Consider the following 23,563-nt stretch of genomic DNA (forward strand, 5'->3'; position numbering starts at 1 on the left):
TTACCCGCATGCGGGTGCATGAGGAGGCAGTGGTCGACCGCCGGCTGCACGAGTTGTCCACGCGGTTGCACGGACCGAACCGGCTCAAGGCCGACCTGCTGACCGAGGCGCGGCACGCGCTGGAGGACGCCGTCGAGGCGTACCGGGAAGGGGGCCTGCCGCGGGCGGAGGCGCAGCGGCGGGCGGTCGCCGAGTTCGGCAGCGACGCCCAGCTCGTGCCGGGTTTCCAGGCCGAGCTGGCGGTCGGCGCGCTGCGCGGGCTGGCGCTGCGCACGCTCGTGGTGGCGGTGGTGCTCATCGCCGCCGGTGACCTGACCTGGCAGGGGTCGAGCTGGAGCGACGGTCCGCCCCCGCCACAGAGCTACCTGCTGCTCTCCGCCGCGCTGAACGGCATCTGGGGTGTGGTCGCCGCGCTGGCGCTGGTCGCGCTGCTGGTCGGTCCGCTGGTCGCCCGGTGGGGTTCACCGCGGCTCGTCCGCCCGGCGCGGCTGATCGGTTTCGGTCTGACCGGCAGCCTGCTGCTCGGCGCGGTCGCCGGTGGCGCGCTGTTCGGCTGGTCGATCGGGCTGTGGGACGCCGCGCTCACCTGGCCGCCCCTGGTCATCGGGATGGTGGTGGTCTCGGCGGCATGGTTCGCGCTGGCCCGGGCGGCCCGCTGCTGGGTGCTCGCCGACCGCCGGCTGGCCGGCTGAGCGGCCGCCCCTCGGGCTCGCTGCTCGGGCGTCCGGCTGCCCGCTCGGCGGGCCGGGCTGCCGCCGCGGTCAGGCCGGTGCGGTGGGTGGCTCGTCCGCGCCGAGGAACCGTCCGACGGTGGCGCTGAACTCGCGCCAGCCGGCCCGCTCCCCCGCCAGCGCCCGGCCGCCGGCATCGGTCAGCTCGTAGGTGCGGCGCTCCCGGCCGTTCACAGTGCTCCAGGTGCTCGCCACCAGCCCGGCCCGCTCCAGCCGGCGCAGAGCCGGATAGATGGTGCCGGTGGGCAGATCCAGCGTGCCGCCGCTGCGGGCACGCAACGCCTCGATGATCGCGTAGCCGTGCAGCGCGCCCCGTTCCAGCACGGCGAGCAGCAGCGCGTCCAGGTGTCCGTGCAGCGCCTGCGCCTTCATGCGTAGCAACGCTACTTGTCGCGCCGCCGCGACGCCAAGGGGTGCGACTCCCGGTCGGAACCGTCGCCCACTAGGGTATGTGCGCAGAGTCACTCGGCGGCGCGACGCCGTCGGGTGGGCAACCCGAACGCACACGGAGGTCAGCGTGGCCCGCCAGTCGCCCCAACGGCCCGACGCCGACGAGCCCGAGCTCGACGACACCGACGCCGCCGCCGCGGCCGACGAGGTCGAGGAGGACCGCCCGCCGGCCAACCGCGCGCTCTGGGACGAGGTGCGGATCGACCCGGTGGAGATCGCCCTGCCCGCCGGCACCGGCTTCACGCTGCGGGCGTACCGGCAGGCGCGCGAGCTGACCCCGACCGACGTCGCCGAGCGCGACCAGGACGACCCGTTCCTGGCCCGCCGTCAGGTCGTCGAGACCGAGGAGGACGAGGAGGTGGTGATCCTCGACGAGGAGTTCGCCGCCCTCTCCGCCGAGGAGGACGACGAGGACGAGGAGAAGGACGCCAAGTCCCGCCGCAAGGGCAAGGCCGACGCCTCGGACGACGAGAAGGCCGAGGCCGACGAGGACGACGCCGAGGACGACGAGGACGAGGACGAGGCGGGCGACGAGGAGGTGCCGGTCTTCCTCACCCACAAGGGCCGGCTCCTGCTGTTCAAGACGCCGGAGTCATTGGTCACTTTCATCCGTTCCGGTGCGCCCAACGACCTGTCCCAGCTGGACAGTTGGAATGAACTGTCCGAACGGCTGGAGCCGGCCGACATCGCCCCGCTGGACGAGGACACGTACGAGCTCGACCTGGTGGTGGAGAACCTGCGCGGCGGCCACGACGCGTGGGACCACGAGCTGCTCATCGAAGCCGGTGAGATCGCCCGTGACCTGGCGTACGCCCTGCGGCTACCCGCCGTGCTGGACATGCTCTCGGCGGGCTCCAGCCTGGACGACCTGGACGAGGCGCTGCGCGCTTCCGTCAACGGTGGCGTCGGTGGTTTCCTGGGTCGTCGGCGGCTGAAGAAAATCGGGGCACAAACCGCAAGTTTGGGTTGGCGCACCATTGTCGGCAAGATCTCTGCGGTTGTGGACTGGCGCGACTGACCCGGAGCGGGGAGCATCAGTCTCTGGCAGAGCAAGACCTGTGTCCCGGGAGGAGGACGACGCCGTGGCGCTCGTGCGCGTGTACTGCGGTCTGGCCTCGGCAGATCCGGCCGACCGAACGGCTTCGGCCGGAACGACGCTGACGTCCGCTGTGGTCGACGACGCAGGCCGTCTGCTGCACGTCTGCGAGATCGGTGACGATCCCGCCGGTTACGCCCGGCTGGTCGCGCTGCTGGTGGAACGGTCCGGCGGTCCGAGCGGCGCGGCCATCGCCGCGGACAGCGACGACCACATCGTCACCTCGCTGCTGAGCGCCGCCGGCCGCCCGCTGGCGATCGCGGACGACGACTCGGTCGACGACTTCGCCGAGCGCTTCGCCGACGACGACTCCCTGGAGGAGATGCAGTCCCCGCCCGCCGAGCGCCGGGCGGTCGGGCTGGCCCGTGCGCTCCAGGCCGGCGCGCTCTCCGCGGTGACCCTCCCGGCGCCGCGCGAACTCGCCGGATACACGCAGGTCCTGGCCGCGCACGCGGCGCTGGCGAGTGGCCGTCACTCCGCCGCCGTGACACTGCGCGAGGTGCTCCGCGAGCTCTACCCGGCCGCGCTGCGGGCCTACCCGGATCCTGCCGACCGGGTCGCCCTGGCGGTCCTCGACGCGCTGCCCGAGCCGGGGATGCTCACCGGCCCCGCGGGCCGTGGTGGCCGGGACGGCGCGCTGGCCGCCGACGCGGTCGTCGCGCAGCTGGCCGGCGAGGGCGTGGCCGACGCCGACGCCGTCTCCGACGCGGTGACCGCGCTGCGTGTCGCCATCTCCGAGACGCCCCGGCGGGCCACCGTCAACCGCACGCTCACCGCGGCCGTCGCCGAGACCGTACGCCAGGCCGTCGCCTCCGTCCGCACCTGTGACGCCGGCTGCGACGCGCTCGTCGGCGCGCTCGCCGAACGCACCGCTCCCACTCCCGCGACCGGCCGCCGGGCCGCCGCCCGACGGGGCGAGCAGGTCGACGAGCTGGCCTCGACGCCCGCGGCCGACCTGCGTCCGGTGCGCTCCATCCAGCCGGACCCGATCGCCGAGCCCCACCGCGGTCGTCCCGAGCCGGCCGGGGCACCCGAGCCGGCCGGCCGTCGCGGTCGTCCCGAGCCGCTCCCCGGCGGGCGGCGCAGCCGTCCGGAGCCGGTGTCCGGTCCGGCCGCCACGACGACGCCCCGGCCGCTCGGCCCGCCACCCGTCGCGCCGGCGCCCGTCACGCCGCCGCCGGTCGCCCCGGCGCCGGTCACGCCCGTCGCTCCGGCAGCAGCACTGGGCCGGCCGTCCTCGGCTCCCCCGGCGCGGCCCGAGCCGACCGGCGCGCCGCTGCCGTCGCGGGTGGACGGCCCCACCAACCGGCCGGTCTCCGCGCCGCCTCCGCCGCCACCCGGGATCACGCCGATCGCCCCGTCCCCGCGCGGCGCCGTGCCGCCGGCCGAGGCCGGCGAGCCGTTCCGCCCGACGCTCACCACCGCGGCCATCAACAAGGCGCGGGCCGAGCGGCAGCGCACAGTCATCCCGCCCCGGCCGAAGACCAACCAGAACCCGCACCAGGAACCGCCCACCGGTGGATTCAGCGCCACCGACCTGAGCATCCCGGTGCCGGCCCCGCGCCCGCCCGCGCCGGAAGCGCCGCCGGGCTCCCGGGCGAACTGGCCGCTGGTGAACACCGAGGACGACACCGCCCGGGAGCGGGAGGGCACCACCTACCCGTACGGGCGGGGCGTGGACGCGCCGAGCGACCCGGGCCGGGTCACGCCGCCGTGGCTCGCCGACGACCTGCCGCAGGAGCCGCCGATGCTGCGGCTGGTGGAGCCGCCGCCGCTCGCCGACCGCGCGCTGCGCGACGAGATGGGCCGGCCGGCCGACCCCGGCCTGGAGACGCCCCCGCTGCGTCTCGTCGACCAGGGCGACCCGGGCCGCGTACCGCTGCCCGCCGCGCCCGAGCGGCGTCCCGCCCCGAAGGAGCACCGGCCGCCGCCGGTCTCCGACGAGGGTGACGGCGACCTGCTGATCTTCGCGCAGGCCAAGTCCGCCTGGTTCGTCGGCCACGGCGACGAGGCCGACCTGGAGTGGTCGACCACCGCCGACACCGGCTGGCAGGCGGCCGAGCAGGCGGCCCGCCCGGCCGTCGGCGCGGAGACCAAGGCCGGGCTGCCGAAGCGCGTGCCGCAGGCCAACCTGGTCCCGGGCTCCCCGCTGCGCGAGGAGCGTCCTCTGCGGATCGTCCGGAACGCGGCGAGCCTCGCCGAGAACACCACCGGATACTTCCGGGGCTGGCGGCGCGGCCAGGAGATCGGCGGCTTCGCCGTGGGCGGCCGTCCGGGCCGTGAGGCGGCCGGTGGCTGGGACTTCACCCGCGACACCGGCGACCGCGACGACGACCGGGAGTACGAGTACCGCTCGGCGGGCTACCGCTCCTGACCGGGCCCGCCGGGGTGTTCCATCCCACACCGGGACGATTTGACGCTGGGCTGGACCGGCCGGGAACATACCCGGCGGACCAGCGGCGGCGCCTGTTCGCCGGGGTGGGAAGGCGATTCCATTGGCGACACCGGCGTTCGACTCCACTGTGCTCACCCGGCGGGGCGTCCTCGCCGCCGCTGCCGGGAGCCTGCTGCTCGCCGGGTGCGCGCCGCAGGGCCAGCGGCCGGACGACGGCCCGTCCAGCAGCGCGCCGAGCGACCAGGACCTGATCGTCGGCGCGAGCCTGGAACTGACCGGCGCCGGGTCGCTGCTCGGCGTCGCCCAGCGGCAGGCCCTTCAGCTCACCGCCGACTCGCTCAACCGCACCGGCCTGCCGGTCGGGAACCTGGTCCGGTCGGTCCGGCTCCAGATCCTGGACAACGGCAGCAATCCCGAGGTCGCCGCCCGCCACGCCGCCGAGTTCACCCGGGCCGGCGCCCAGGCGCTGATCGGCGGCGTGCTCGGCGAGACCTCGGTGGCCCTCGCGGCGGCCGCCCAGCGGGTCAAGACGCCCTTCCTGTCCCTCGGCTACGGTGACCGCATCGCGCTGCCGCTGGACGAGCGCACGTTCACCTACAAGCTCACCCCGGACGCCGTCGACATGGCACGTCGCCTGGTGGAGCTGTTCGAGTCCAAGAAGATCCGGCGGGTGTCGGTGCTCGCCGCCGACGGGATGCACGGCGACTCGGGTGTGCGGGCGATGCGGGAGGCGCTCGCCGACAGCAGCACCGACCTGGCCCGCACGGTACGCCTTCCGGCGACCGGCCGGCGCTTCCGTACCGCCGCCGAGCGCGTCGCCGGCAGCCAGCGGGACGGCGTGGTGGTCTGGGCTACCGCACCCGACTCCGGTGTCGCGGCACGGGAACTGCGCGCCGCCGGCCACCGCGGCCCGATCTTCTTCGACGCCGGCGCGGTCGCCGACGACACCGTGCAGGGCGCGAACGCCGCCGCCGTGGAGGGCGCGTACGCGGTGCACCCGGCCTGCCTGGACGTCTCCGCCGCCACCGCCACCACGACGGCGCAGCTGGCCCGCCGGGACTTCGTCAACCGCTACACGCAGCGGCACGGCGTCAGCCCGGACTTCGCCCCGTACGCCTCGGACGCGCTCCAGCTCCTCGCCACGTCGGCGCGGATGGCGACGAGCCTGGACCGGGGCCGGCTGCGGGCGCTCCTCCAGGCGCAGACCGTCGAGGGCATCGCCGGCGGATACGCGTTCCGCGCCGACCGGCACGGCGGCATGGAGCCCGACTCGCTCGCCGTGTACCAGGTGTTCCGGGGCAACTGGACCCGGTACGCCTGACCTCACCCGTCGCCCGGTGACCGTCCCGCCTGGAGGGTCACCGGGTGATCGCGTACCGTGTCCGCCCCCAGACGGCAGGAAGCGCCCGGTGGCCCTGAGGCCGCCGGGCGCTTCCGCGCGTCGGTCAGGCGGGCGCGACGGCCCGCGAGCGCCGCATGGTGAGCACGTACTCGACCAGCGAGATCAGCACGTGCTTCGTGGACTCCCGGTTCCGGGCGTCGCACGGCACCACCGGCACGTCGCGGGAGATCGCCAGCGCGTCCCGGACGTCCTGCGGATCGTGGTACTGCATGCCGTCGAAGCAGTTGATGGCGATCAGGTACGGCAACCGCCGGTGCTCGAAGAAGTCGATCGCGGCGAAGCAGTCGGCGAGCCGGCGGGTGTCGACCAGCACCACCGCGCCGATCGCACCCCGGACCAACTCGTCCCACATGAACCAGAACCGCGTCTGACCCGGAGTACCGAACAGGTACAGGATCAGATCCCGGTCGATCGAGATACGACCGAAGTCCATCGCCACCGTGGTCGTCGTCTTACCCGGCACCTGCCGGGTGTCGTCGACGCCGACACCGGCGGAGGTCATGATCGCCTCGGTGGTCAGCGGCGTGATCTCGGAGACCGAGCCGACCAGCGTCGTCTTGCCGACGCCGAACCCACCGGCGATAACGATCTTCGCCGACGTCACTCGGCCGCTCGGGGCCGGCGGCCGGTGCGACATGTCAGAGCCTGCGAAGTCCACTCAGCACCCTCTCCAGCAGTTCAGTGCCCACCGCGTCGTCGGAGTCGTCCAAGATGGTCGGCTCGTGGACCGCGACCAGGCCGTCCGTCGCCATGTCGGCGATGAGCACCCGGGCCACGCCGAGCGGAAGCTGCATCCGCGCCGCGATCTCGGCGAGCGACTGCACACGTCCGTCACACAACGCGGCGATGTACTGGTGTTCACGACCGTGGCCGCCACCATTGCCAGTGGCAACCGCTCGGCCGCGCACCGTCGTCTCGACGAGTGCCTCCAGGGCGATGTCGAGCCGGGGACGGGTACGGCCGCGGGTAACGGCGTACGGCCGGACCAACGCTCCGGTCGGCTCGTCACGATCCGCCATTTCGCCGCTCACCTCCCTCGTACCCGGCACCGGCTCGCCCCGGTGGCATCCGTCGCTGTCGTAGTTGTTCCCGCACCTGACCCACCGGCCAGCGCGTCATTCAGCCCATCATCCCCACAGCCGTACGCGGCTGCGGCGTCAGGGCATCGCCCACCCGGTCCACGAGCAGGGCCATCTCGTACCCGACCTGACCCACGTCGCAGCTCCGCGCCGCCAGCACAGCGAACGACGAGCCGTCGGAGATGGACATCAGGAACAGGAAACCGTTGTCCATCTCGACGACTGTCTGCAACACCGCTCCGCCCTCGAAGCAGCGGGCCGCGCCCTGGGTCAGGCTGACCAGACCGGACGCGATCGCGGCGAGCTGGTCGGCGCGGTCCCGCGGAAGGTCACGGGACGAGGCGAGAAGCAGGCCGTCGGCCGAGACCGCGACCGCGTGCGCCACACCGGGCACCCGGTCGGCGAAGTTGGCGAGCAGCCATCCGAGATCCTGCGTAGTAGTCATCCTTGTTGCTCCTTCTGCCCGCTCCCGGCCACCGGGCCTGAGCCAGACTGCGAGGACTGCTGCCCGCCCGGAGTGCCCTCCGGGCCGGTCGTGTTGCTGTCGGTGTTACGCCCGCGCTGTACGCCCCGATGGTAGGCCGAGAGCAGGCCCCGAACACCCTCCGGAGTACGCCGCTGCACCGACGCGGAAGGCTTCTCGATGCTGCCGGGCACGAGCTGCGCCATCGGCGTCCGCTTCGGCAGGCCCTTCTGGGTGGTCTCCGCAACCGGGACCTCGGTGGCCGCCGACGCGGCACGCCAGCCGTCGTCGGCCGCCGTCTGCCACGGGGAGGAGGACTGCGGCGACGCGGTCGGCTGCCGGGTGGGCAACCCGCCGGTGTGCGCGGGACGGGCGTTCCCGTTCGCCGCGCCGTTGTCACGCGGTGCTCCGCCGGCCGTCGGAGTGTGTGCCATCGGCGTGTTACCTGTCGTTGCGGGTGTCTTCTGCGGCACGGGCCGGCCGGCCGTGTCCACCTTGGCGAACTGCTGGGTGGCGGCGCCGCCGTTCGTCGTCGCGGCCGGTGCTGCCGACTCCTCGTTGGGTCCGGGCCGGCGGGTGCGGAACCACGCCGACTCCAGCTCCCGGAAGATCGGCAGCTCCATCGTCTCGTCCGCGTACCGCTGACGGTTGCCCTGCTGCTGCGGCGCGGCCGGGCGTGCCACCGGTGCCGCCGGGCGGTTCGCCGCCGGGGCCTCGGCCGGCCGGCTCGCGGCCGGAGCGGCGGACGGCTGGCCGGCCGCCTGCTGCGGGGTGGCCGGAATCTCCGTGCGCGGCACCCGGGGTAGCTCGGTGGTCATGTCCATGCCACTGGTGGGCCGTTCCGGCGCCGCCGGAGCCGGGGTCGGCGCGACCGGCGGCCAGACCGGCGGGGCGCTGACACCCGGTGCGGGCATCGGACGTGCCTGCGGCTGGTTCGCCGGCGGCGCGGAGGCCGGGTACCCGGCGGCGGGCTGCCCGGACACCGGCGCGGGGTGCCCGGAGACCGGCGCGGCCGAGACCGGACGGTACGGCAGCGGGTCGCCGGAGACCGGCGCCGCGGAGACCGGGCGGCCCGAGAACGGGTCGCCGGAGACCGGCGCGGCCGAGACCGGGCGGTACGGCAGCGGGTTGCCGGAGACCGGCGCGCCGGAGACCGGGGGCAGCGGCGGGGCCGACACCGGCGGGACCGGCGGCGCGGAGACCGGCGGCGGGCTGTAGGGCCGCGCCTCCGGGCTGCTCGGCAGTTGGCGCGGGATCGCCGGCTGCTGGCCGGTGCTGCCCGGGTCGCCGTCGGCCGGGTTGCGCCGCTGCGGCAGCGGGTCCGTCGACTGGCCGTTGGGCCGGCCGCCGAATCCGCCGTCGCCGCCGGACGGGCTGGCGCCGGTCAGGTCGGACCAGGCCGGCATGGCACGGCCGCCACCGGCGTTCGCCGGGGTGCCCGAGCCGTTGCGCGGCGCCGGGTCGAAGGCGCGTCCGCCGAGCGTGACCTGGTTGCCCGAGGAGCCCGGGTGGGGCGCCGGCGGCAGGCTCGGCGGGTTGTTGTTGCCGAAGGCGGCCAGGGCGCCGAAGGCCGGTGCCGGGCCGTTCTGCTGCGGGCCCGCGGCCGGCAGGGCCGGTCCGGGCAGGCCACGGCCGGCCAGGGCGCGCGGCACCAGGACCGAGGTCGGCAGCGTCACGTCGGCGACGGTGCCCCGGTCGGCACCCGGCCGCAGCTCGACCCGGACGCCGTGCCGGGCGGCCAGCCGCGCGACCACGACCAGGCCCATCATCCGGGAGACCGCGACGTCCACCTGCGGCGGCGTGGCCAGCCGCTCGTTGAGGTCGCGGAGCTGGTCCGGGCTGATGCCGATGCCGCGGTCCTCCACGTAGAGGGAGGCGCGGTCGCCGACCCGCCGGGCCTCCACCATGACCTGCGAGTCCGGCGGGGAGAAGGCGGTGGCGTTGTCGAACAGCTCGGCGACCAGGTGCACCAGGTCGTTGACCGCGTGGGCGGCGACCTCGATGTCCCGGTCGATCACGCCGAACTCGATCCGGGTGTAGTGCTCGACCTCGGACTGGGCGGCGCGCAGCACGTCGATCAGTGCGGCGGGCTCGCGCTGCACACGGGTGGAGTCCGCACCGGCGAGGACCAGCAGGTTCTCGTCGTTGCGGCGCATCCGGGTGGCCAGGTGGTCGAGCTGGAACAGCTCGGCCAGCCGGTCCGGGTCCTCCTCGCCGCGCTCCAGGCGGTCGAGGTGGCCGATCAGCCGGTCGACCAGGATCTGCGAGCGGCGGGCCAGGTTGACGAACATGGTCGCAACCGAGGCCCGCAGGGCGGCCTGCTCGGCGGCGGTCCGGACGGCCTCCAGGTGGACGGCGTTGAACGCCTCGGTCACCTGGCCGAACTCGTCCTTGCTGCGCACCGGCAGCGGCTCGGCGATCTGGTTTGCCAGTTGCACAGGGGAGAGCTGGCCGGTGACCTGCGGGTCGCGCAGACGGGCGACCGCCTGTGGCAGCCCGTACTGGGCCACCGCCAGGGCGCCCTGGCGCAGGTCGCGCAGCGACCGGGCCATCGAGCGGGCCACCAGGTACGCGAACAGGATGGCCAGCAGCAGCATGGTGAGCAGCAGGCCGGTCTCCAGGAACACCTGGCGCTGGGTGTCCGAGCGCAGCGCGTCGGCCTGCCGGACCACGTTGCCGTCGAGCCGGGCCTCCACGGTCCGGATCAGCTTGGCGTTGGCGACCATGGTCTGGTCCCACTGGTCCGCCCCGAACGGGGCGTTCTCCATCGAGCCGTTGTTGTTGCCCGAGACGAAACTCGTGAAGCGGTCGGCCTTGCGCAGGTCGGGCCCGGAGACGGTCTGCTCGTAGAACAGCTTGTCGGGCTCGGTGGCGACCGACTGGAAGGTCGCCAGCGACTGCGACTGGCCGGTGCCGCTGGCGATGAACTGCTCGCGCAGCGCGGCGGTGTACTGGTTCTGGGTCAGCGCCTGGTGGACGACGACCCGGCGCTGGGTCAGGTATTCCTTCTGCCGGGCGACGGCGGCCGCCGCGCGCATCCGGTCGCTCAGGTCGTTGTTGCCGGCGAGCTGGGTGGCCGAGTCGCGGATGGCCAGCAGGTCCTCGATCAGCTGCCGGTACGCCTGGTCGGCGTCGTTGATCTTCAGCTTGCCGTTCAGCACCTGGCTGCGGGTCGCCGGAAGGTCCTTCAGCTGGGTGTCGATCGTGTCGAGCAGCCCGACGAAGTTGCGGGGCAGGTCGTCGATCTCGCCACGCTGCCGCAGGTACGGCGACTTCGCCTGGTCCACCCGCTGGTTGGCGCGGTTGTAACCCTCCTGGTACTGCGCCCGGGTCTGGAACTCCTTCGCGCCGAGGAAGAGCACGGCGCCGACCCGCTCGTCCTGCACGGTGTCGACCAGGTCACCCGAGTAGCCGATCAGGTTGGCCAGATCCCCCGCCCGGTTGGCATTGTTGAGCGTCTCCAGGTGGTCGACCAGACCACTGGTGCCCACCACGACCGTGGCGATGGTCGGCACGATCATGATCAGACCGAGCTTGGACCAGATCGGCATGTCGCGCAGCCGACTCATCGGCCGGCGCAGCCGCGACAGGAAGGAGCCCGCCGTCGTTGGCCGTTTGCTCACGTCACCGCCCTCGCATTACCGCACCCCGCGCCACCCTGAGGGCAACGCCGAGCGACCGACCCGGCGGGTCGGACCTCCGAGATTCCATCACGCCGCTCCGCAAAGAGAAAGCCCAGGTTGTCCCTCACCGGAGGTGTGATGAGATGTTGATGCAATTTGATAGCAATCCGTCTGGCCGGAGTCACTGAAGGTAATGGAACACCCGCACCGCGTCGTCCTGCTCGCCGGCCCCTCCGGGTCCGGAAAGTCATACATAGCCCAGCGAACCGGACTTCCGGTGCTCTGCCTGGACGACTTCTACAAGGACGGCGATGACCCTACGTGTCCGCGTCGAAACGGACAGGTGGACTGGGAGTCCCCCTTGTCCTGGGATTCGGACACGGCGGTGCAAACAATCGCCCGACTGGCTCGTGAGGGCAAGGCCGAAGTGCCGGTTTATGCGATCGGCGCAGACCGTCGAGTAGCCACCCGGCCATTCGATGTCGACGGATCGCCAATCTTCGTCGCCGAGGGGATCTTCGCGGCCGAGATCGTGGCCGAGTGCCGGCGACTGGGCCTGCTCGCCGGTGCGTACGCGCTGCGCCGCCCGCGCGGCGCGACGTTCCTGCGCCGCCTCGCCCGGGATCTCGCCGAGCAGCGCAAGGCGCCCCGGGTGCTGCTCCGGCGCGGGGTCGCGCTGCTGCGCGCCGAGCCGGCCGTGCTGCGCCGGCAGACCGGGCTGGGCGCCGAGGCGGCCCGGGCCGGGCAGGTGCTGCGCGGGGTGGCCGCACTGCTCTCCGGCCACCCCCGCCAGTCGTGATCAGCCGATCAGCTCGGCGTACGCCGGCTTGATCACCTCGTCGATGATCCGCAGCCGCTCGTCGAACGGGATGAACGCGCTCTTCATCGCGTTGATGGTGAACCACTGGAGTTCCTTCCAGCCGTAGCCGAAGGCCTCCACCAGCAGCGCCATCTCCCGCGACATCGAGGTGCCGCTCATCAGCCGGTTGTCGGTGTTCACAGTCACCCGGAACCGCAGGTCACGCAGCAGCCCGATCGGGTGGTCGGCGATCGAGGCCGCGGCGCCGGTCTGCACGTTCGACGACGGGCACAGCTCCAGCGGGATGCGCTTGTCCCGCACGTACGCGGCCAGCCGGCCCAGCACCGGCGGGTTGCCCGGGGTGATGTCGTCGACGATGCGGACGCCGTGGCCGAGCCGGTCGGCGCCGCACCACTGGATCGCCTGCCAGATGGACGGCAGGCCGAACGCCTCACCCGCGTGGATGGTGAAGTGGAAGTTCTCCCGCTGGAGGTACTCGAACGCGTCCAGGTGCCGGGTGGGCGGGAAGCCCGCCTCGGCGCCGGCGATGTCGAACCCGACCACCCCGGTGTCGCGGTGCCGCACGGCCAGCTCGGCGATCTCCTGCGAGCGGGCCGCGTGCCGCATCGCGGTGAGCAGCGTGCCGATCCGGATCGGGGTGCCCGCCTCGGCGGCCAGCGCGCTGCCCTCCCGGAACCCGGTGACCACCGCGTCGACCACCTCGTCCAGGGTCAGGTTCTGCTCCAGGTGCTGCTCCGGCGCGAACCGCACCTCGGCGTAGACCACGCCGTCGGCGGCCAGGTCCAGCGCGCACTCGCGGGCCACCCGGCGCAGCGCGGCAGGGGTCTGCATGACCGCCACCGTGTGCGCGAACGTCTCCAGGTAGCGCTCCAGCGATCCGGAGTTCGCCGCCTCGGTGAACCAGACGCCGAGCGCCGCCGGGTCCGTGGTGGGCAGTTCGTGGCCGACCTCGGCGGCCAGCTCGACGATCGTCGCGGGCCGCAGGCCGCCGTCGAGGTGATCGTGCAGCAGCGCCTTCGGGACCTTGACGATGTCCTCGTACGAGATTGCGACCATGCTCAGACCCTAGTCACCCCCGGTACGGGCGCGGCGGTGGACCGGCCCGGTCAGGGCCGCCAGCCGTACACCCGCTCCACCGCGAGCCGCAGGACCACCCGCCCGTCGGCCACCATGGCGGCCCGGTAGTCGGTCCAGTCCGGGTGCTCGCCGCGGATCCGCCGGTACACCTCGACCAGCTCGTCGACGGTCGCGTCGTCGGTGGCCGCAGCGGGCGGGGTGAGCGTCACGGTGCCCTCGGCGACCGCGTACGCCCCGCCGTCGGCGGTGGTCACGTGGAAGCTCGCCCGGGGGTCGCGGCGCAGGTTGCGCACCTTGGCCCGGTCGCCGGTGGTGGAGCAGCGGATCAGGCCCGGCTCGGCCAGGTAGTCGAGGTTGGACAGCTGGGGGCGGCCGTCCCGGCGCAGCGTGACGAGCACTCCGCGCCCGCGCTCACCGAACAGTTCCCAGAGCCGGGCGCTCACCGCGCTCACCGCGCCACCTCGGTTCGCAGCGGCGCGAGCGCGGCGGCCAGCCGGGCGAGCTGATCCAGCATGAGCGCGGCGGCCTCCTCCCGGCCGGGGTCGGGTTGCAGCTCGCCCGCCTCGTCCAGCGCCTGCCGCAGGAAGACGACCACCTGGTCGTTGACCGGGGTCATGTTCAGCGTGGTCACCACCTGCTTGATCATCTGCACCGCGCGCAGGCCCCCGGAGGTCATGCCGTAGCTGACGAAGCCCACGGGCTTGTGCTGCCACTCGTAATAGAGGTAGTCGATCGCGTTCTTCAGCGGCGCGCTGAAGCCGTAGTTGTACTCCGGCATGACCAGGACGAAGGCGTCCGCGGCGTCGATCTCGGCGCTCCAGGCGCGGGTGTGCTCGTGCAGGTAGACCCGCTCGGACGGGTGGTGCGGCTCGTCGTGGAAGGGCAGGTCGACCTCGGCCAGGTCGAGGAGGCGTACCTCGTCGAAGCCGGCGTGGCGGACGGCGGCGGCGGTGAACCAGTCACCGATGCGGCGGCCGACCCGGCCGGGGCGGGTGCTGGCGACGACGACGGTCAGGCGGGGCATGGCGAGGTCACTCCTGTCGGGACGGGGGCCGGGGCGGTGAGCCGGGGAACGAACCAGGCGACGATCGGCCCGATGCCGATCGCGTAGAGCAGGGTGCCGGGGCCGACGGCGCCGCCGAGCAGCCAGCCGACGGCCAGCACCGTCACCTCGATCGCGGTGCGGGCCGGGCCGAGCGGCAGGCCGCGGGCGGCCAGGCCGGTCATCAGCCCGTCCCGCGGGCCGGGGCCGAGACGGGCGCCGAGGTAGAGCGCGGTGGCGAGGCCGTTGAGCAGGACGCCCGCGACCAGCAGGCCGATCCGGCCGGCGAGCGGGGCGACCGGCGGCAGGAGCGCCAGCGTGGCGTCGAGGGCCAGGCCGACGAGCGCGACGTTCGCCACGGTGCCGACGCCCGGCCGCTGCCGCAGCGGGATCCACAGCAGCAGCACCAGCAGCGCCACGCCGTTGACCAGCAGGCCCATCGGCAGGCCGGTGCGGTCGGCGAGGCCCTGGTGCAGCACGTCCCAGGACGCGAGCCCGAGGTCGGCGCGGACCATCAGCGCGACGCTGACGCCGAACAGGGCCAGGCCGGCGAACAGCCGTACCAGCCGGGACCGCAGTTTGGTTGACATGTCATCAACCTAGGCCGCAACTTGGTGACATGTCAACAACACCGGTACGATCGGCGCATGGACGAACCGCGCTGGCTGGACGAGCAGGAGGACCGCGCCTGGCGCGGCTACCGCCGCATGCGCCGCCTGCTCGACCTGGAACTGGCCCGGGAGCTGATGCAGGACGCCGGCCTCTCCGAGCCCGACTACGACGTCCTGAGCGACCTGTCCGAGACCCCGGAGCAGCGGCTGCGGCTCAGCGAACTCGCCGACCGGATGCTCTGGTCCCGCAGCCGCCTGTCCCACCACATCTCCCGCATGCAGCAACGCGGCCTGGTCACCCGGGAGGAGTGCGCCACCGACGGCCGCGGCTCGGTCGTCGTGCTCACCCCGGCCGGACGCCGGGCCGTCGAGGCCGCCGCACCCGGGCACGTGGCGGCCGTCCGCCGGCACCTGATCGACCGGCTCACCCCGGCCGAGGTGGCCGCGCTCGGCACGCTCAGCCAGCGGGTGATCGACCACCTCACCGGCCGCCTCACCGGCCGACCCGAGACGGAGCACTGAGCCGTGGACGATCGCATCCTCGCCCGGCTGCGCTGCCCGGTCTGTGCCGAGCCGCTCACCGAGACCACCGCCGGCACCGCACGCGCGCTGCGCTGCCCGCGCGGGCACAGCTTCGACATCGCTCGGCAGGGATACGTGAACCTGCTCGCCGGCCGCGCCCCGCACAGCGGGGACAGCGCCGAGATGGTCGCCGCCCGCGCCGGCTTCCTCGCCGCCGGCCACTACGACGCCGTCGCCGCCGCGCTGGCGACCACAGCGGTACGCGTCGCGGGCTCCGACGCGTACCCCCTGGTCGTGGATGCCGGCGCCGGGACCGGGCACTACCTCGCGGCGGTGCTGGCGGCGCTGCCTGAGGCCGCCGGCCTGGCCCTGGACGTCTCCAAGCCGGCGCTGCGCCGCGCGGCCCGGGCGCATTCGCGGGCCGCCGCCGCGCTCGCCGACACCTGGCAGCGGCTGCCCCTGGCCGACCGGTCCACCTCAGTGCTGCTGAACGTGTTCGCGCCGCGCAACGGCCCGGAGTTCCACCGGGTGCTCGACCCGGGCGGCGCGCTGCTGGTGGTCACCCCGGCCGCCGACCACCTGACCGAACTCGTCGACGCGCTGGACCTGCTGCGGGTCGACCCGGACAAGGCCGACCGGGTCGCCGGCAGCCTCGGCGCCCACTTCGCCGAGGAGTCCGCGACCGGGCACCGGGCCCGGCTCGCGCTGACCCGCGCCGAGGTCAGCACACTCGTCGGGATGGGACCGAGCGCCTGGCACGCCGACCCGCGACGGCTCGCCGCGCGCATCGCCGCGCTGCCCGAGCCGGTGCCGGTCACGCTCTCCGTCCGGCTCGGCGTGCACCGCCCGCGCTGACCCGGCTCAGGTGGAGAGGTCGACCTCTTCCCAGCCCGGCGGCTCGTCGTGGTACGGCCCGCGCAGCACCACCGCCCACTCCAGCGCCCACCGGCGCTGCCCGATCGCGTTGGCGTCCACCAGCCCCGGCAGCGCGCCACCCGCCTTCTCGGTCTCCAGGTACGCCCAGTCGAGGCAGTAGTGCAGGTCCAACAGCGCCGCGGCGTCACCGGGATGCTGCGGCGCGGCCAGGATCCGGGCCCGCCACTGGCCGAACGTCTCCCCCGCCACCAGGTTCGGCATCCGCTCGACCAGCCGCTCGTCCACCGGCACCGTCGGGTCCAGTTCCTTGGCCAGCCCGAGCACCCAGGCCAGCGAGAACAAGGCGTCGTGGTGCAGCACGAACGACCTGTGGTCGCCCCGGCCGCCCATCACGAACTGCCACTCCGGCGGCGTCACCGAGTCGACCAGGTGCGACTCCAGCAGCCAGCCCATCGCCGCCCGGGCGGGCATCCCGAAGCAACGGGCCAGGATCACGTGCAGCACCGCGATCCGGGCCTCGATCTCCGGGGTCGGACGCAGCTCGATCTCGTCGCCCGGCTCCCACACCAGCGGGAACTGCGGCGGCGGCAGCGGAAGACCCAGCCGGGACAACTCGTCCAGGCTCGCCTCCCGGACGGCCCGGGGATCGGGAGCGGGTACGCGCACGGTCAAGCCCCTGTCTGCTCACCTCGGCTCGTCGCCGGCCGATCCCCCCTGGCCTGGGAGGATAGCGGCTCCGGCCGGGCCGGCACCATGGCCGGTCCCGGTCAGCCGATCCGCTCGACGACCAGAGGCGTCGCGTCCGGCGCGTCCGGTGCCACCCGCACCGCGCGGCGCGCCTCGTCCAGCGCGGCGGGCATCCGCTCGGCGTGCTCGGCCCGCAGCTCGAACAGCGGGTCGCCGACACGCACCCGGTCACCGCGGCGCTTGTGCAGCACCACGCCGGCCGGGATGCTCACCGGGTCCTCCTTGCGGGCCCGGCCCGCGCCGAGACGCCACGCGGCCACCCCGATCGCGTACGCGTCGATGTCGGCGACCCAGCCGTCCTCGGTCGCGGTGACCAGCTCGACCTCGTTCGCGGTGGGCATCGGGGCGTCCGGGTCACCGCCCTGCGCCCGGATCATCGTGCGCCAGGAGTCCATCGCCCGGCCGTCCCGCAGTGCCGCCTCCGGGTCGGCGTCCGGCAGCCCGGCCGCGTCGAGCATCTCCCGGGCCAGTGCCAGCGTCAGCTCCACCACGTCGGCCGGACCGCCACCGGCGAGCACCTCCACCGACTCGGTCACCTCGACCGCGTTGCCCACTGCGAGGCCGAGCGGAGTGGACATGTCGGTGAGCAGGGCGACCGTCCGTACGCCGTGCGCGCCGCCCAGCTCGACCATGGTGCGGGCCAGCTCGCGGGCGTCGTCGACGTTCTTCATGAACGCGCCGGAGCCGACCTTCACGTCGAGCACCAGCGCGCCGGTCCCCTCGGCGATCTTCTTGCTCATGATCGAGCTGGCGATCAGCGGGATCGCCTCGACGGTGCCGGTGACGTCGCGCAACGCGTACAGCTTGCGGTCGGCCGGGGCGAGCCCGTCGCCGGCCGCGCAGATAACCGCGCCCACGTCGCGGAGCTGGGCGATGAACTCGTCGTTGGTCAGCGCCGCCCGCCAGCCCGGGATCGACTCCAGCTTGTCCAGCGTGCCGCCGGTGTGGCCCAGGCCCCGGCCGGACAGCTGCGGCACCGCCGCGCCGCACGCGGCCACCAGCGGGGTCAGCGGCAGGGTGATCTTGTCGCCGACGCCGCCGGTGGAGTGCTTGTCCACCGTCGGCCGGGACACCGGCGACAGGTCGAGCCGCTCGCCGCTGGCGATCATGGCGGCGGTCCACCGGGCGATCTCCGGGGCGGTCATGCCGCGCAGCAGGATCGCCATGGCCAGCGCCGACATCTGCTCGTCGGCGACCAGACCCTTGGTGTACGCGTCGACCACCCAGTCGATCTGCCCGTCGCTCAGCACACCCCCGTCCCGCTTCGCCCGGATGACGTCAACCGCCGTAAAAGCACTCACCTTTGAGTTCCCATCAATAGATCAACAATCGCCACGGCCACGCCCCCGCGAACGGTGACCAGGTCCGGCCGGGGCCGACCGTGCCCGGCGGAGGGATCAAGCCTGGCCGCCCGGAGCCGGGCACGGTCGGCCCAGGCCCCAACCGCAACCCCGACTCAACCCCAGCGGACCGGAATCTCCGTAGGAGGCTCACCCTCACCAGCCCAGAAGATCGTCCCCGACGCGTCCACCACGACCACGCGCGGCGTCCGCGCCAGCCCCCACGCGATCGCCTCGGCCGGGTCGTCCCAGGTCGACCCCTCCTCCAGCACGCCGGTCTCGGCGTCCTCGGTCTCACCGGACGACCGCTCCCAGTACGTCGTCCAGACCTGCTGCCCGGCCGACAGGTCGGGGTGCACGAACACGGTGCCCCGGCCCCGCCAGGCGGCCAGCCGGTCCGGCACCACGGGCACCGGGTGCTCGCCGGTCACCGCCTCGATGTCGGCCACGTCGAAGGCGTGCGGCAGCAGCTCCGCCATCCGCAGCGGTCCGCCCTTCGCCTCGACCAGGCACTCCGGCCCGCCCTGCTCCCAGAGCAGCTGCCGGCACCTGCCGCACGGCATCAGCGGCTCACCGGTGGCGTCGACGCAGGACAGCGCCACGATCCGGCCTCCGCCGGTCGCGTGCAGTTGCGAGACCACGCCGCACTCGGCGCAGAGCGTGACGCCGTAGCCGGCGTTCTCCACGTTGCAGCCGACCACGACCCGGCCGTCGTCGACGAGCGCGGCGGCACCCACCGGGAACTTCGAGTACGGCACGTAGGCGTGCCGCATGACCTCGGTGGCGGCGGTACGCAGCCGCTCCCAGTCGATCTCCATCACAACCCCCATTCTGCCCAATCAACGCCGATCGGTCGCGGGTGCGGCCGGAGACGACGATGCCCGGCGGGTCCCCCCGCCGGGCACGGTGTCGCGGCGGGCGGTCAGCCCTTGATGTACGGCTTGCCGTCGGCGGCCGGCGCCCGGACCTTGCCGACCAGCCCGGCCACGGCCAGGATCGTCGCCAGGTACGGCAGCATCGCCAGGAACTGGCTCGGGATGCTGCTGCCGATCGCGCCCAGGTAGGTGGCGAGCTGGTCGGCGAAGCCGAAGAACAGCGCCGCCAGCAGCGCGCCGGTCGGGCTCCACCGGCCGAAGATCAGCGCGGCCAGGGCGATGAAGCCCTTACCGCCGATCATGTTCTTGGTGAACGAGTAGAGCGCCAGCGTGTACGAGGCGCCGCCGACGCCTGCCACCAGACCGGCCAGGATCACGTTGCGGTAGCGCAGCCGCAGCACCTTCACGCCCAGCGTGTCCGCGGCGGTCGGGTGCTCGCCGACCGAGCGGGTCCGCAGGCCCCACCGGGTACGGAACAGCGCCAGGTGGATGACGAGCACCAGCAGCAGGCCGACGTAGAGGAAGATGTTGCCCCGGAACAGCGCCGGACCGAGCAGCGGGATGTCGGACAGCAGCGGGATCTCCCAGTTGCCGAACCGGGGCGCGCTGTTGTACTTCGCCGCGTCGGTCTGCATCAGCCGCTCGTACAGGAAGCCGGTGATGCCGACCGCGAGCAGGTTGAGCACGATGCCCATGACCACCTGGTCGACCAGATAGCGGATGGAGAACACGGCCAGCAGGAACGAGATGAACGCGCCACCGATGGCGGCGGCCACCAGGCCCACCCAGACGCTGCCGGACATGCTGCCGAACAGCGCGCCGGAGAAGGCGCCCATCAGGAGCTGGCCCTCGATCGCCACGTTCACCACGCCGGAACGCTCGCAGAGCACACCGGCGAGCGCGCCGAAGATCAGCGGCAGGGCCAGGATGAACGTGCCGCGGACGACGTTCACCAGCGGCATGAAGTTGCGGCCCTCGGGCGCGGCCGAGACCTGCCAGCACAGGAAGCTCAGCACGAAGGCGACCAGCCCGGCGCCGAGCAGCAGCGTGAACCAGCGCTTCGGCACACCGGCCAGCAGGGCGCCTCCGGCCGCGGCGGTGATCAGCCCGAACAGGATCGCGCCGACCGTACCGTTGATCTCCAGGGCGGCCCCGCCCTCGGTCTCGCTGAGCGTGAACCGCGCGTGCTGGTCGGTCGCGAGCGCGCCGAACAGCACCGCCGCGAGCACACCGAGCGCCAGCAGGACCGCGCCGATCTTCCGGTTGCGGGTCCAGAAACCCTCGTCGACCGCGGTAACGGCGACCTCGGGGACAGCGGTGGTGGACATGCTCACCAGCCCTTCGCGAGGCTCGTCTGCAACCGGGCGGCGCGGGCCGCCCGGAGCTGGAAGATCGTCTTCACCAGGGCAGGCGCGGCGATGAAGATGACGATGAGCGCCTGGAGCACGGTGACCAGTTCCAGCGAGATGCCGGAGTACGACTGCATCCGGTTGCCGCCGGCCTGGAGCGCGCCGAACAGCAGCGCGGCCAGCAGCACGCCCCACGGCTTCACGCGGCCGAGCAGCGCGACCAGGATGCCGTCGAAGCCGATCTGCGCGATCACCAGCGGGGTCAGCGCGGTGGCGGTGGTGCCGAGCACCATGGTCGAGCCGCCGAGACCGGCCAGCATGCCCGCGAACACCATCACCAGCACGTACGTCTTCGTGACGCTGATGCCGGCGGTCCGGGCCGCGTCCGGGTTCGCGCCCACGGCCCGCAGCTCGAAGCCGAGCGTGGAGCGGTTGAGCAGCCAGGCGATGAACCAGGTGGCCGCCACCGCGAGCAGGATGCCGGCGTGCACCCGCAGGTCTTCGCCGAGCAGCCGGGGCAGCTGCGCGGTGGAGTCGACCGGCTTGCTGATCGCGTCCGCCCGGTTCGGGTTCTGCACCCCGTTCTGAACGATGATCCAGGACAGGAAGTAGACCGCCACGTAGTTGAGCATGATCGTGTTGATCACCTCGTGCGCGCCGGCCCGTGCCTTGAGGATGCCGGGGATGAAGCCCCAGAGCGCGCCGCCGAGCGCGCCCGCGATCAGCGCCACCAGCAGGTGCACGACGGGCGGCAGCGGCAGCGCGAAGCCGGCCACGGCGGCCAGGATGACGGCGATCGTCGCCTGGCCCTGGGCGCCGATGTTGAACAGGCCGCCGCGGAAGGCGAGCGCCACCGACAGGCCGGTGAAGACGAGCGGCGCGGCGTAGGTGAGCGTCTCCGAGATCGGGCTCATGGCGGCGGTGAAGCCGACCGCGTCCGGGTCGAAGATCGCGCCCTTGAACAGGTTCGCGTACGCCTCGCTGACCACAGTCCAGCTGGCGTTCAGCGCGTCGGTGGGACGGGCGGTGATGTAGCTGTAGGTGGCGAGCACCTCGGGGTCGGACACGATGATCAGCACCGCACCGACCACCATCGCCAGCAGCACCGCGAGCACTGTCACGGTGAGCGTGTTGGCCGCCCAGAGGTTGTCCAGGAACATCCGGCCCATGCTGGGACGGGACTCCCCGGCCGGGTCCGGCTTCTTCGCGGTCGCGGTGGCGGGGACCGTCTGCTCGGTGTCACCGGCCGGCTGCGTCGGCGTCGCCCGGGCCTCGCTCAGCGACTCCTGCGCCTCGGTCGCCGGTTCCTTGTCCGGCGAGCCCGAGACGGGGTTCGGGTTGGTCATGCCTCGTCCTCGTTGCCAGGGCCGTCCTCGGTCGCGGTGGCGGCGTCCGGGGTGGCGGCGTCCGGGGTGATGCCGGCCATCAGCAGGCCGATCTCCTCACGCGGGGTGTCCGGGCCGACGATGCCGATGATCCGCCCGCGGTACATGACCGCGATCCGGTCGGCCAGGCCGATCACCTCGTCCAGTTCGCTGGAGACCACCATGACCGCGGTGCCGATGTCCCGTTCGCGGATGACCCGGCTGTGGATGAACTCGATCGAGCCGACGTCCACGCCCCGGGTGGGCTGGGCGGCGATGAAGAGCTTCAGCGGCCGGGACAGCTCCCGGGCCACGATCACCTTCTGCTGGTTGCCGCCGGAGAGCGTGCCGACCGCCGCGTCGGCCGAGGAGGTACGGACGTCGAACTGCTCGATCCGCTCCCGCGCCGACTTCGCGATGGCCTCGGGCTTGAGCGACAGGCCCTTGCCGAACGGCGGCCGGTCGTAGATGTCCAGCACCAGGTTCTCCGCCACGGAGAACTCCTTGACCAGGCCGTCCACGCTGCGGTCCTCCGGCACGTAGCCGACGCCGGCGCGGAGCACCTTCTTGGTCGACCAGCCGTGCGTCGGCTCGCCGTCGAGGCTGATCGTGCCGGCGAGCACCGGGCGCAGGCCCATGATCGCCTCGATCAGCTCGGTCTGGCCGTTGCCCTGCACGCCCGCCACGCCGAGCACCTCGCCGGCGTGCACCGTGAGGTCGACGCCGTCGACCGCGCGTACCTGCCGGTCGTCGTCCACGACCAGGCCGGCGACCTCCAGGATCGGCTTGCCGGGGGTGCCCGGCTTCTTGTCCACCGTCAGCCGGACGCTGCGTCCCACCATCAGCGCGGCCAGCTCGTCCCGGCTGGCGCTCGGCTCGGCGGTGCCGACGGTCTTCCCGCGCCGGATCACCGTGATCCGGTCGGCGATCGCCTTCACCTCGCCCAGCTTGTGGGTGATGAACACGATCGACTTGCCGGCGGCCTTGAGCGACCGCATGACGGTGAGCAGTTCCTCGGTCTCCTGCGGCGTGAGCACGGCCGTGGGCTCGTCGAGGATCAGCAGGTCGACGTCGCGGGTGAGGGCCTTGACGATCTCCACCCGCTGCTGGATGCCGACCGGCAGGTCCTCGATCACCGCGTCCGGGTCGACGCGCAGGTTGTACCGCTCGGAGACCTCGGCGACCTCGCGCCGGGCACGCCGGCGGTCGAGGATGCCGGCGAAGGGCCCCCTGACCTGCTCGGCGCCGAGCATCACGTTCTCGGCCACGGTGAAGACCGGTACCAGCATGAAGTGCTGGTGCACCATCCCGATCCCGGCGGCGATCGCGTCCGACGGGCCCTTGAGCTTCAGCGGCTTGCCGTCGACCAGGATCTCGCCCTCGTCCGGCTGGTAGAGGCCGTAGAGCACGTTCATCAGGGTCGACTTGCCGGCGCCGTTCTCGCCGAGCAGGGCGTGGATCTCTCCAGGCTCCACCGTCAGGTCGATGTGGTCGTTGGCGACCAGATCACCGAACCGTTTGGTGATGCCGCGCAGTTCGAGTCTCAGCGCAACCTCCTGGAGTGCGAGCGATGGTGCAGCGTAGCGACCTGCCGCGCCGCCACCACGCCGGGTGGGGATGTTCGGGGGATTCAAGGTGATCGGCCGCCCCGGCGCCGGGGTACCTTCCCCGTTGCGCCGGGACGGCCGGATCGTCAAACCT

General features: G+C 73.2%; 22 protein-coding genes. 7 read left to right on the forward strand and 15 right to left on the reverse strand.

The features are described 5' to 3' along the window. Positions 1–8: 8 nt before the first annotated feature. A complete protein-coding gene (locus FHX31_RS26205; RefSeq protein ID WP_013283999.1) occupies positions 9–692 on the forward strand; it encodes a permease prefix domain 1-containing protein in 684 nt (227 codons plus the stop codon). Between the two features lie 69 nt (positions 693–761). Here FHX31_RS26205 and FHX31_RS26210 read toward each other — a convergent pair whose 3' ends face one another. Then, positions 762–1,103, reverse strand: a complete 342-nt coding sequence (locus FHX31_RS26210) for a PadR family transcriptional regulator (protein ID WP_013473973.1) — start codon at positions 1,101–1,103, stop codon at positions 762–764. Positions 1,104–1,248: 145 nt separating this feature from the next. On the opposite strand from FHX31_RS26210, the gene FHX31_RS26215 reads away from it, so the two are divergent. The 3 genes from FHX31_RS26215 to FHX31_RS26225 all read left to right on the forward strand — a co-directional run bounded on the left by FHX31_RS26215 (position 1,249) and on the right by FHX31_RS26225 (position 5,993). Continuing rightward, positions 1,249–2,199 carry a DNA primase gene (locus FHX31_RS26215; protein WP_184977366.1) on the forward strand — a complete coding sequence of 317 codons (951 nt, stop codon included), beginning with the start codon at positions 1,249–1,251 and terminating at the stop codon, positions 2,197–2,199. A 40-nt stretch (positions 2,200–2,239) separates the two neighbouring features. Next, positions 2,240–4,651, forward strand: coding sequence for a hypothetical protein (locus FHX31_RS26220; protein ID WP_013283996.1), 2,412 nt, complete (start codon positions 2,240–2,242; stop codon positions 4,649–4,651). 121 nt (positions 4,652–4,772) lie between these two features. After that, positions 4,773–5,993, forward strand: coding sequence for an ABC transporter substrate-binding protein (locus tag FHX31_RS26225; RefSeq protein WP_047892648.1), 1,221 nt, complete (start codon positions 4,773–4,775; stop codon positions 5,991–5,993). A gap of 124 nt (positions 5,994–6,117) precedes the next feature. On the opposite strand, the gene FHX31_RS26230 is transcribed toward FHX31_RS26225, so the two are convergent. From FHX31_RS26230 to FHX31_RS26245, 4 genes are all read right to left on the reverse strand, one after another. Continuing rightward, positions 6,118–6,711, reverse strand: coding sequence for a GTP-binding protein (locus FHX31_RS26230; protein WP_013283994.1), 594 nt, complete (start codon positions 6,709–6,711; stop codon positions 6,118–6,120). 1 nt (position 6,712) lies between these two features. Beyond that, complete coding sequence (locus tag FHX31_RS26235; RefSeq protein ID WP_013473970.1) at positions 6,713–7,093, reverse strand: DUF742 domain-containing protein; 381 nt, start codon at positions 7,091–7,093, stop codon at positions 6,713–6,715. Positions 7,094–7,193: 100 nt separating this feature from the next. Further along, positions 7,194–7,598 (reverse strand): roadblock/LC7 domain-containing protein, encoded by a 405-nt coding sequence (locus FHX31_RS26240; RefSeq protein ID WP_013283992.1) that lies wholly within the window; start codon positions 7,596–7,598, stop codon positions 7,194–7,196. After that, a complete protein-coding gene (locus FHX31_RS26245) occupies positions 7,595–11,239 on the reverse strand; it encodes a sensor histidine kinase (protein ID WP_013283991.1) in 3,645 nt (1,214 codons plus the stop codon). The genes FHX31_RS26240 and FHX31_RS26245 overlap by 4 nt, the downstream gene beginning before the upstream one ends. A 427-nt stretch (positions 11,240–11,666) precedes the next feature. Here FHX31_RS26245 and FHX31_RS32870 point away from each other — a divergent pair, with 427 nt between their 5' ends. Continuing rightward, a complete protein-coding gene (locus tag FHX31_RS32870; RefSeq protein WP_232236649.1) occupies positions 11,667–12,038 on the forward strand; it encodes a hypothetical protein in 372 nt (123 codons plus the stop codon). Here the strand turns inward: FHX31_RS32870 and FHX31_RS26255 are convergent, their stop codons facing one another. Genes FHX31_RS26255 through yczE form a run of 4 tightly spaced genes read right to left on the reverse strand, consistent with a single transcriptional unit; the run spans position 12,039 to position 14,768 of the window. Then, positions 12,039–13,115 carry an adenosine deaminase gene (locus tag FHX31_RS26255; protein ID WP_013473969.1) on the reverse strand — a complete coding sequence of 359 codons (1,077 nt, stop codon included), beginning with the start codon at positions 13,113–13,115 and terminating at the stop codon, positions 12,039–12,041. Between the two features lie 50 nt (positions 13,116–13,165). Further along, positions 13,166–13,588, reverse strand: a complete 423-nt coding sequence (locus tag FHX31_RS26260; RefSeq protein WP_145754432.1) for a PPOX class F420-dependent oxidoreductase — start codon at positions 13,586–13,588, stop codon at positions 13,166–13,168. Continuing rightward, positions 13,585–14,160: an NADPH-dependent FMN reductase gene (locus FHX31_RS26265; RefSeq protein WP_184977367.1), complete on the reverse strand. Its 576-nt coding sequence runs from the start codon at positions 14,158–14,160 to the stop codon at positions 13,585–13,587. Before FHX31_RS26265 ends, FHX31_RS26260 begins: the two co-directional genes overlap by 4 nt. Then, a complete protein-coding gene (gene yczE / locus FHX31_RS26270) occupies positions 14,148–14,768 on the reverse strand; it encodes a membrane protein YczE (RefSeq protein ID WP_184977368.1) in 621 nt (206 codons plus the stop codon). The genes FHX31_RS26265 and yczE overlap by 13 nt, the downstream gene beginning before the upstream one ends. Before the next feature lie 57 nt (positions 14,769–14,825). Here yczE and FHX31_RS26275 point away from each other — a divergent pair, with 57 nt between their 5' ends. Next, entirely contained in the window at positions 14,826–15,311 is a 486-nt protein-coding gene (locus FHX31_RS26275; RefSeq protein ID WP_091330225.1) for a MarR family winged helix-turn-helix transcriptional regulator, read from the forward strand. A 3-nt stretch (positions 15,312–15,314) separates the two neighbouring features. Further along, positions 15,315–16,166: a putative RNA methyltransferase gene (locus FHX31_RS26280; RefSeq protein WP_184977369.1), complete on the forward strand. Its 852-nt coding sequence runs from the start codon at positions 15,315–15,317 to the stop codon at positions 16,164–16,166. Positions 16,167–16,172: 6 nt separating this feature from the next. On the opposite strand, the gene FHX31_RS26285 is transcribed toward FHX31_RS26280, so the two are convergent. From FHX31_RS26285 to FHX31_RS26310, 6 genes are all read right to left on the reverse strand, one after another. Further along, positions 16,173–16,853: a DUF4272 domain-containing protein gene (locus tag FHX31_RS26285; protein ID WP_013283983.1), complete on the reverse strand. Its 681-nt coding sequence runs from the start codon at positions 16,851–16,853 to the stop codon at positions 16,173–16,175. 101 nt (positions 16,854–16,954) lie between these two features. Then, positions 16,955–18,235, reverse strand: a complete 1,281-nt coding sequence (locus FHX31_RS26290; RefSeq protein WP_013473963.1) for a thymidine phosphorylase — start codon at positions 18,233–18,235, stop codon at positions 16,955–16,957. 155 nt (positions 18,236–18,390) lie between these two features. Beyond that, positions 18,391–19,092 carry a cytidine deaminase gene (locus FHX31_RS26295; protein WP_013283981.1) on the reverse strand — a complete coding sequence of 234 codons (702 nt, stop codon included), beginning with the start codon at positions 19,090–19,092 and terminating at the stop codon, positions 18,391–18,393. Between the two features lie 104 nt (positions 19,093–19,196). Further along, entirely contained in the window at positions 19,197–20,477 is a 1,281-nt protein-coding gene (locus tag FHX31_RS26300; protein ID WP_013283980.1) for an ABC transporter permease, read from the reverse strand. A 2-nt stretch (positions 20,478–20,479) separates the two neighbouring features. Next, positions 20,480–21,667 carry an ABC transporter permease gene (locus tag FHX31_RS26305; protein WP_369752228.1) on the reverse strand — a complete coding sequence of 396 codons (1,188 nt, stop codon included), beginning with the start codon at positions 21,665–21,667 and terminating at the stop codon, positions 20,480–20,482. A 173-nt stretch (positions 21,668–21,840) separates the two neighbouring features. Then, complete coding sequence (locus FHX31_RS26310; RefSeq protein WP_013283978.1) at positions 21,841–23,496, reverse strand: ABC transporter ATP-binding protein; 1,656 nt, start codon at positions 23,494–23,496, stop codon at positions 21,841–21,843. Positions 23,497–23,563 lie beyond the last annotated feature (67 nt).

Source organism: Micromonospora sp. CNZ286, from assembly GCF_014207755.1.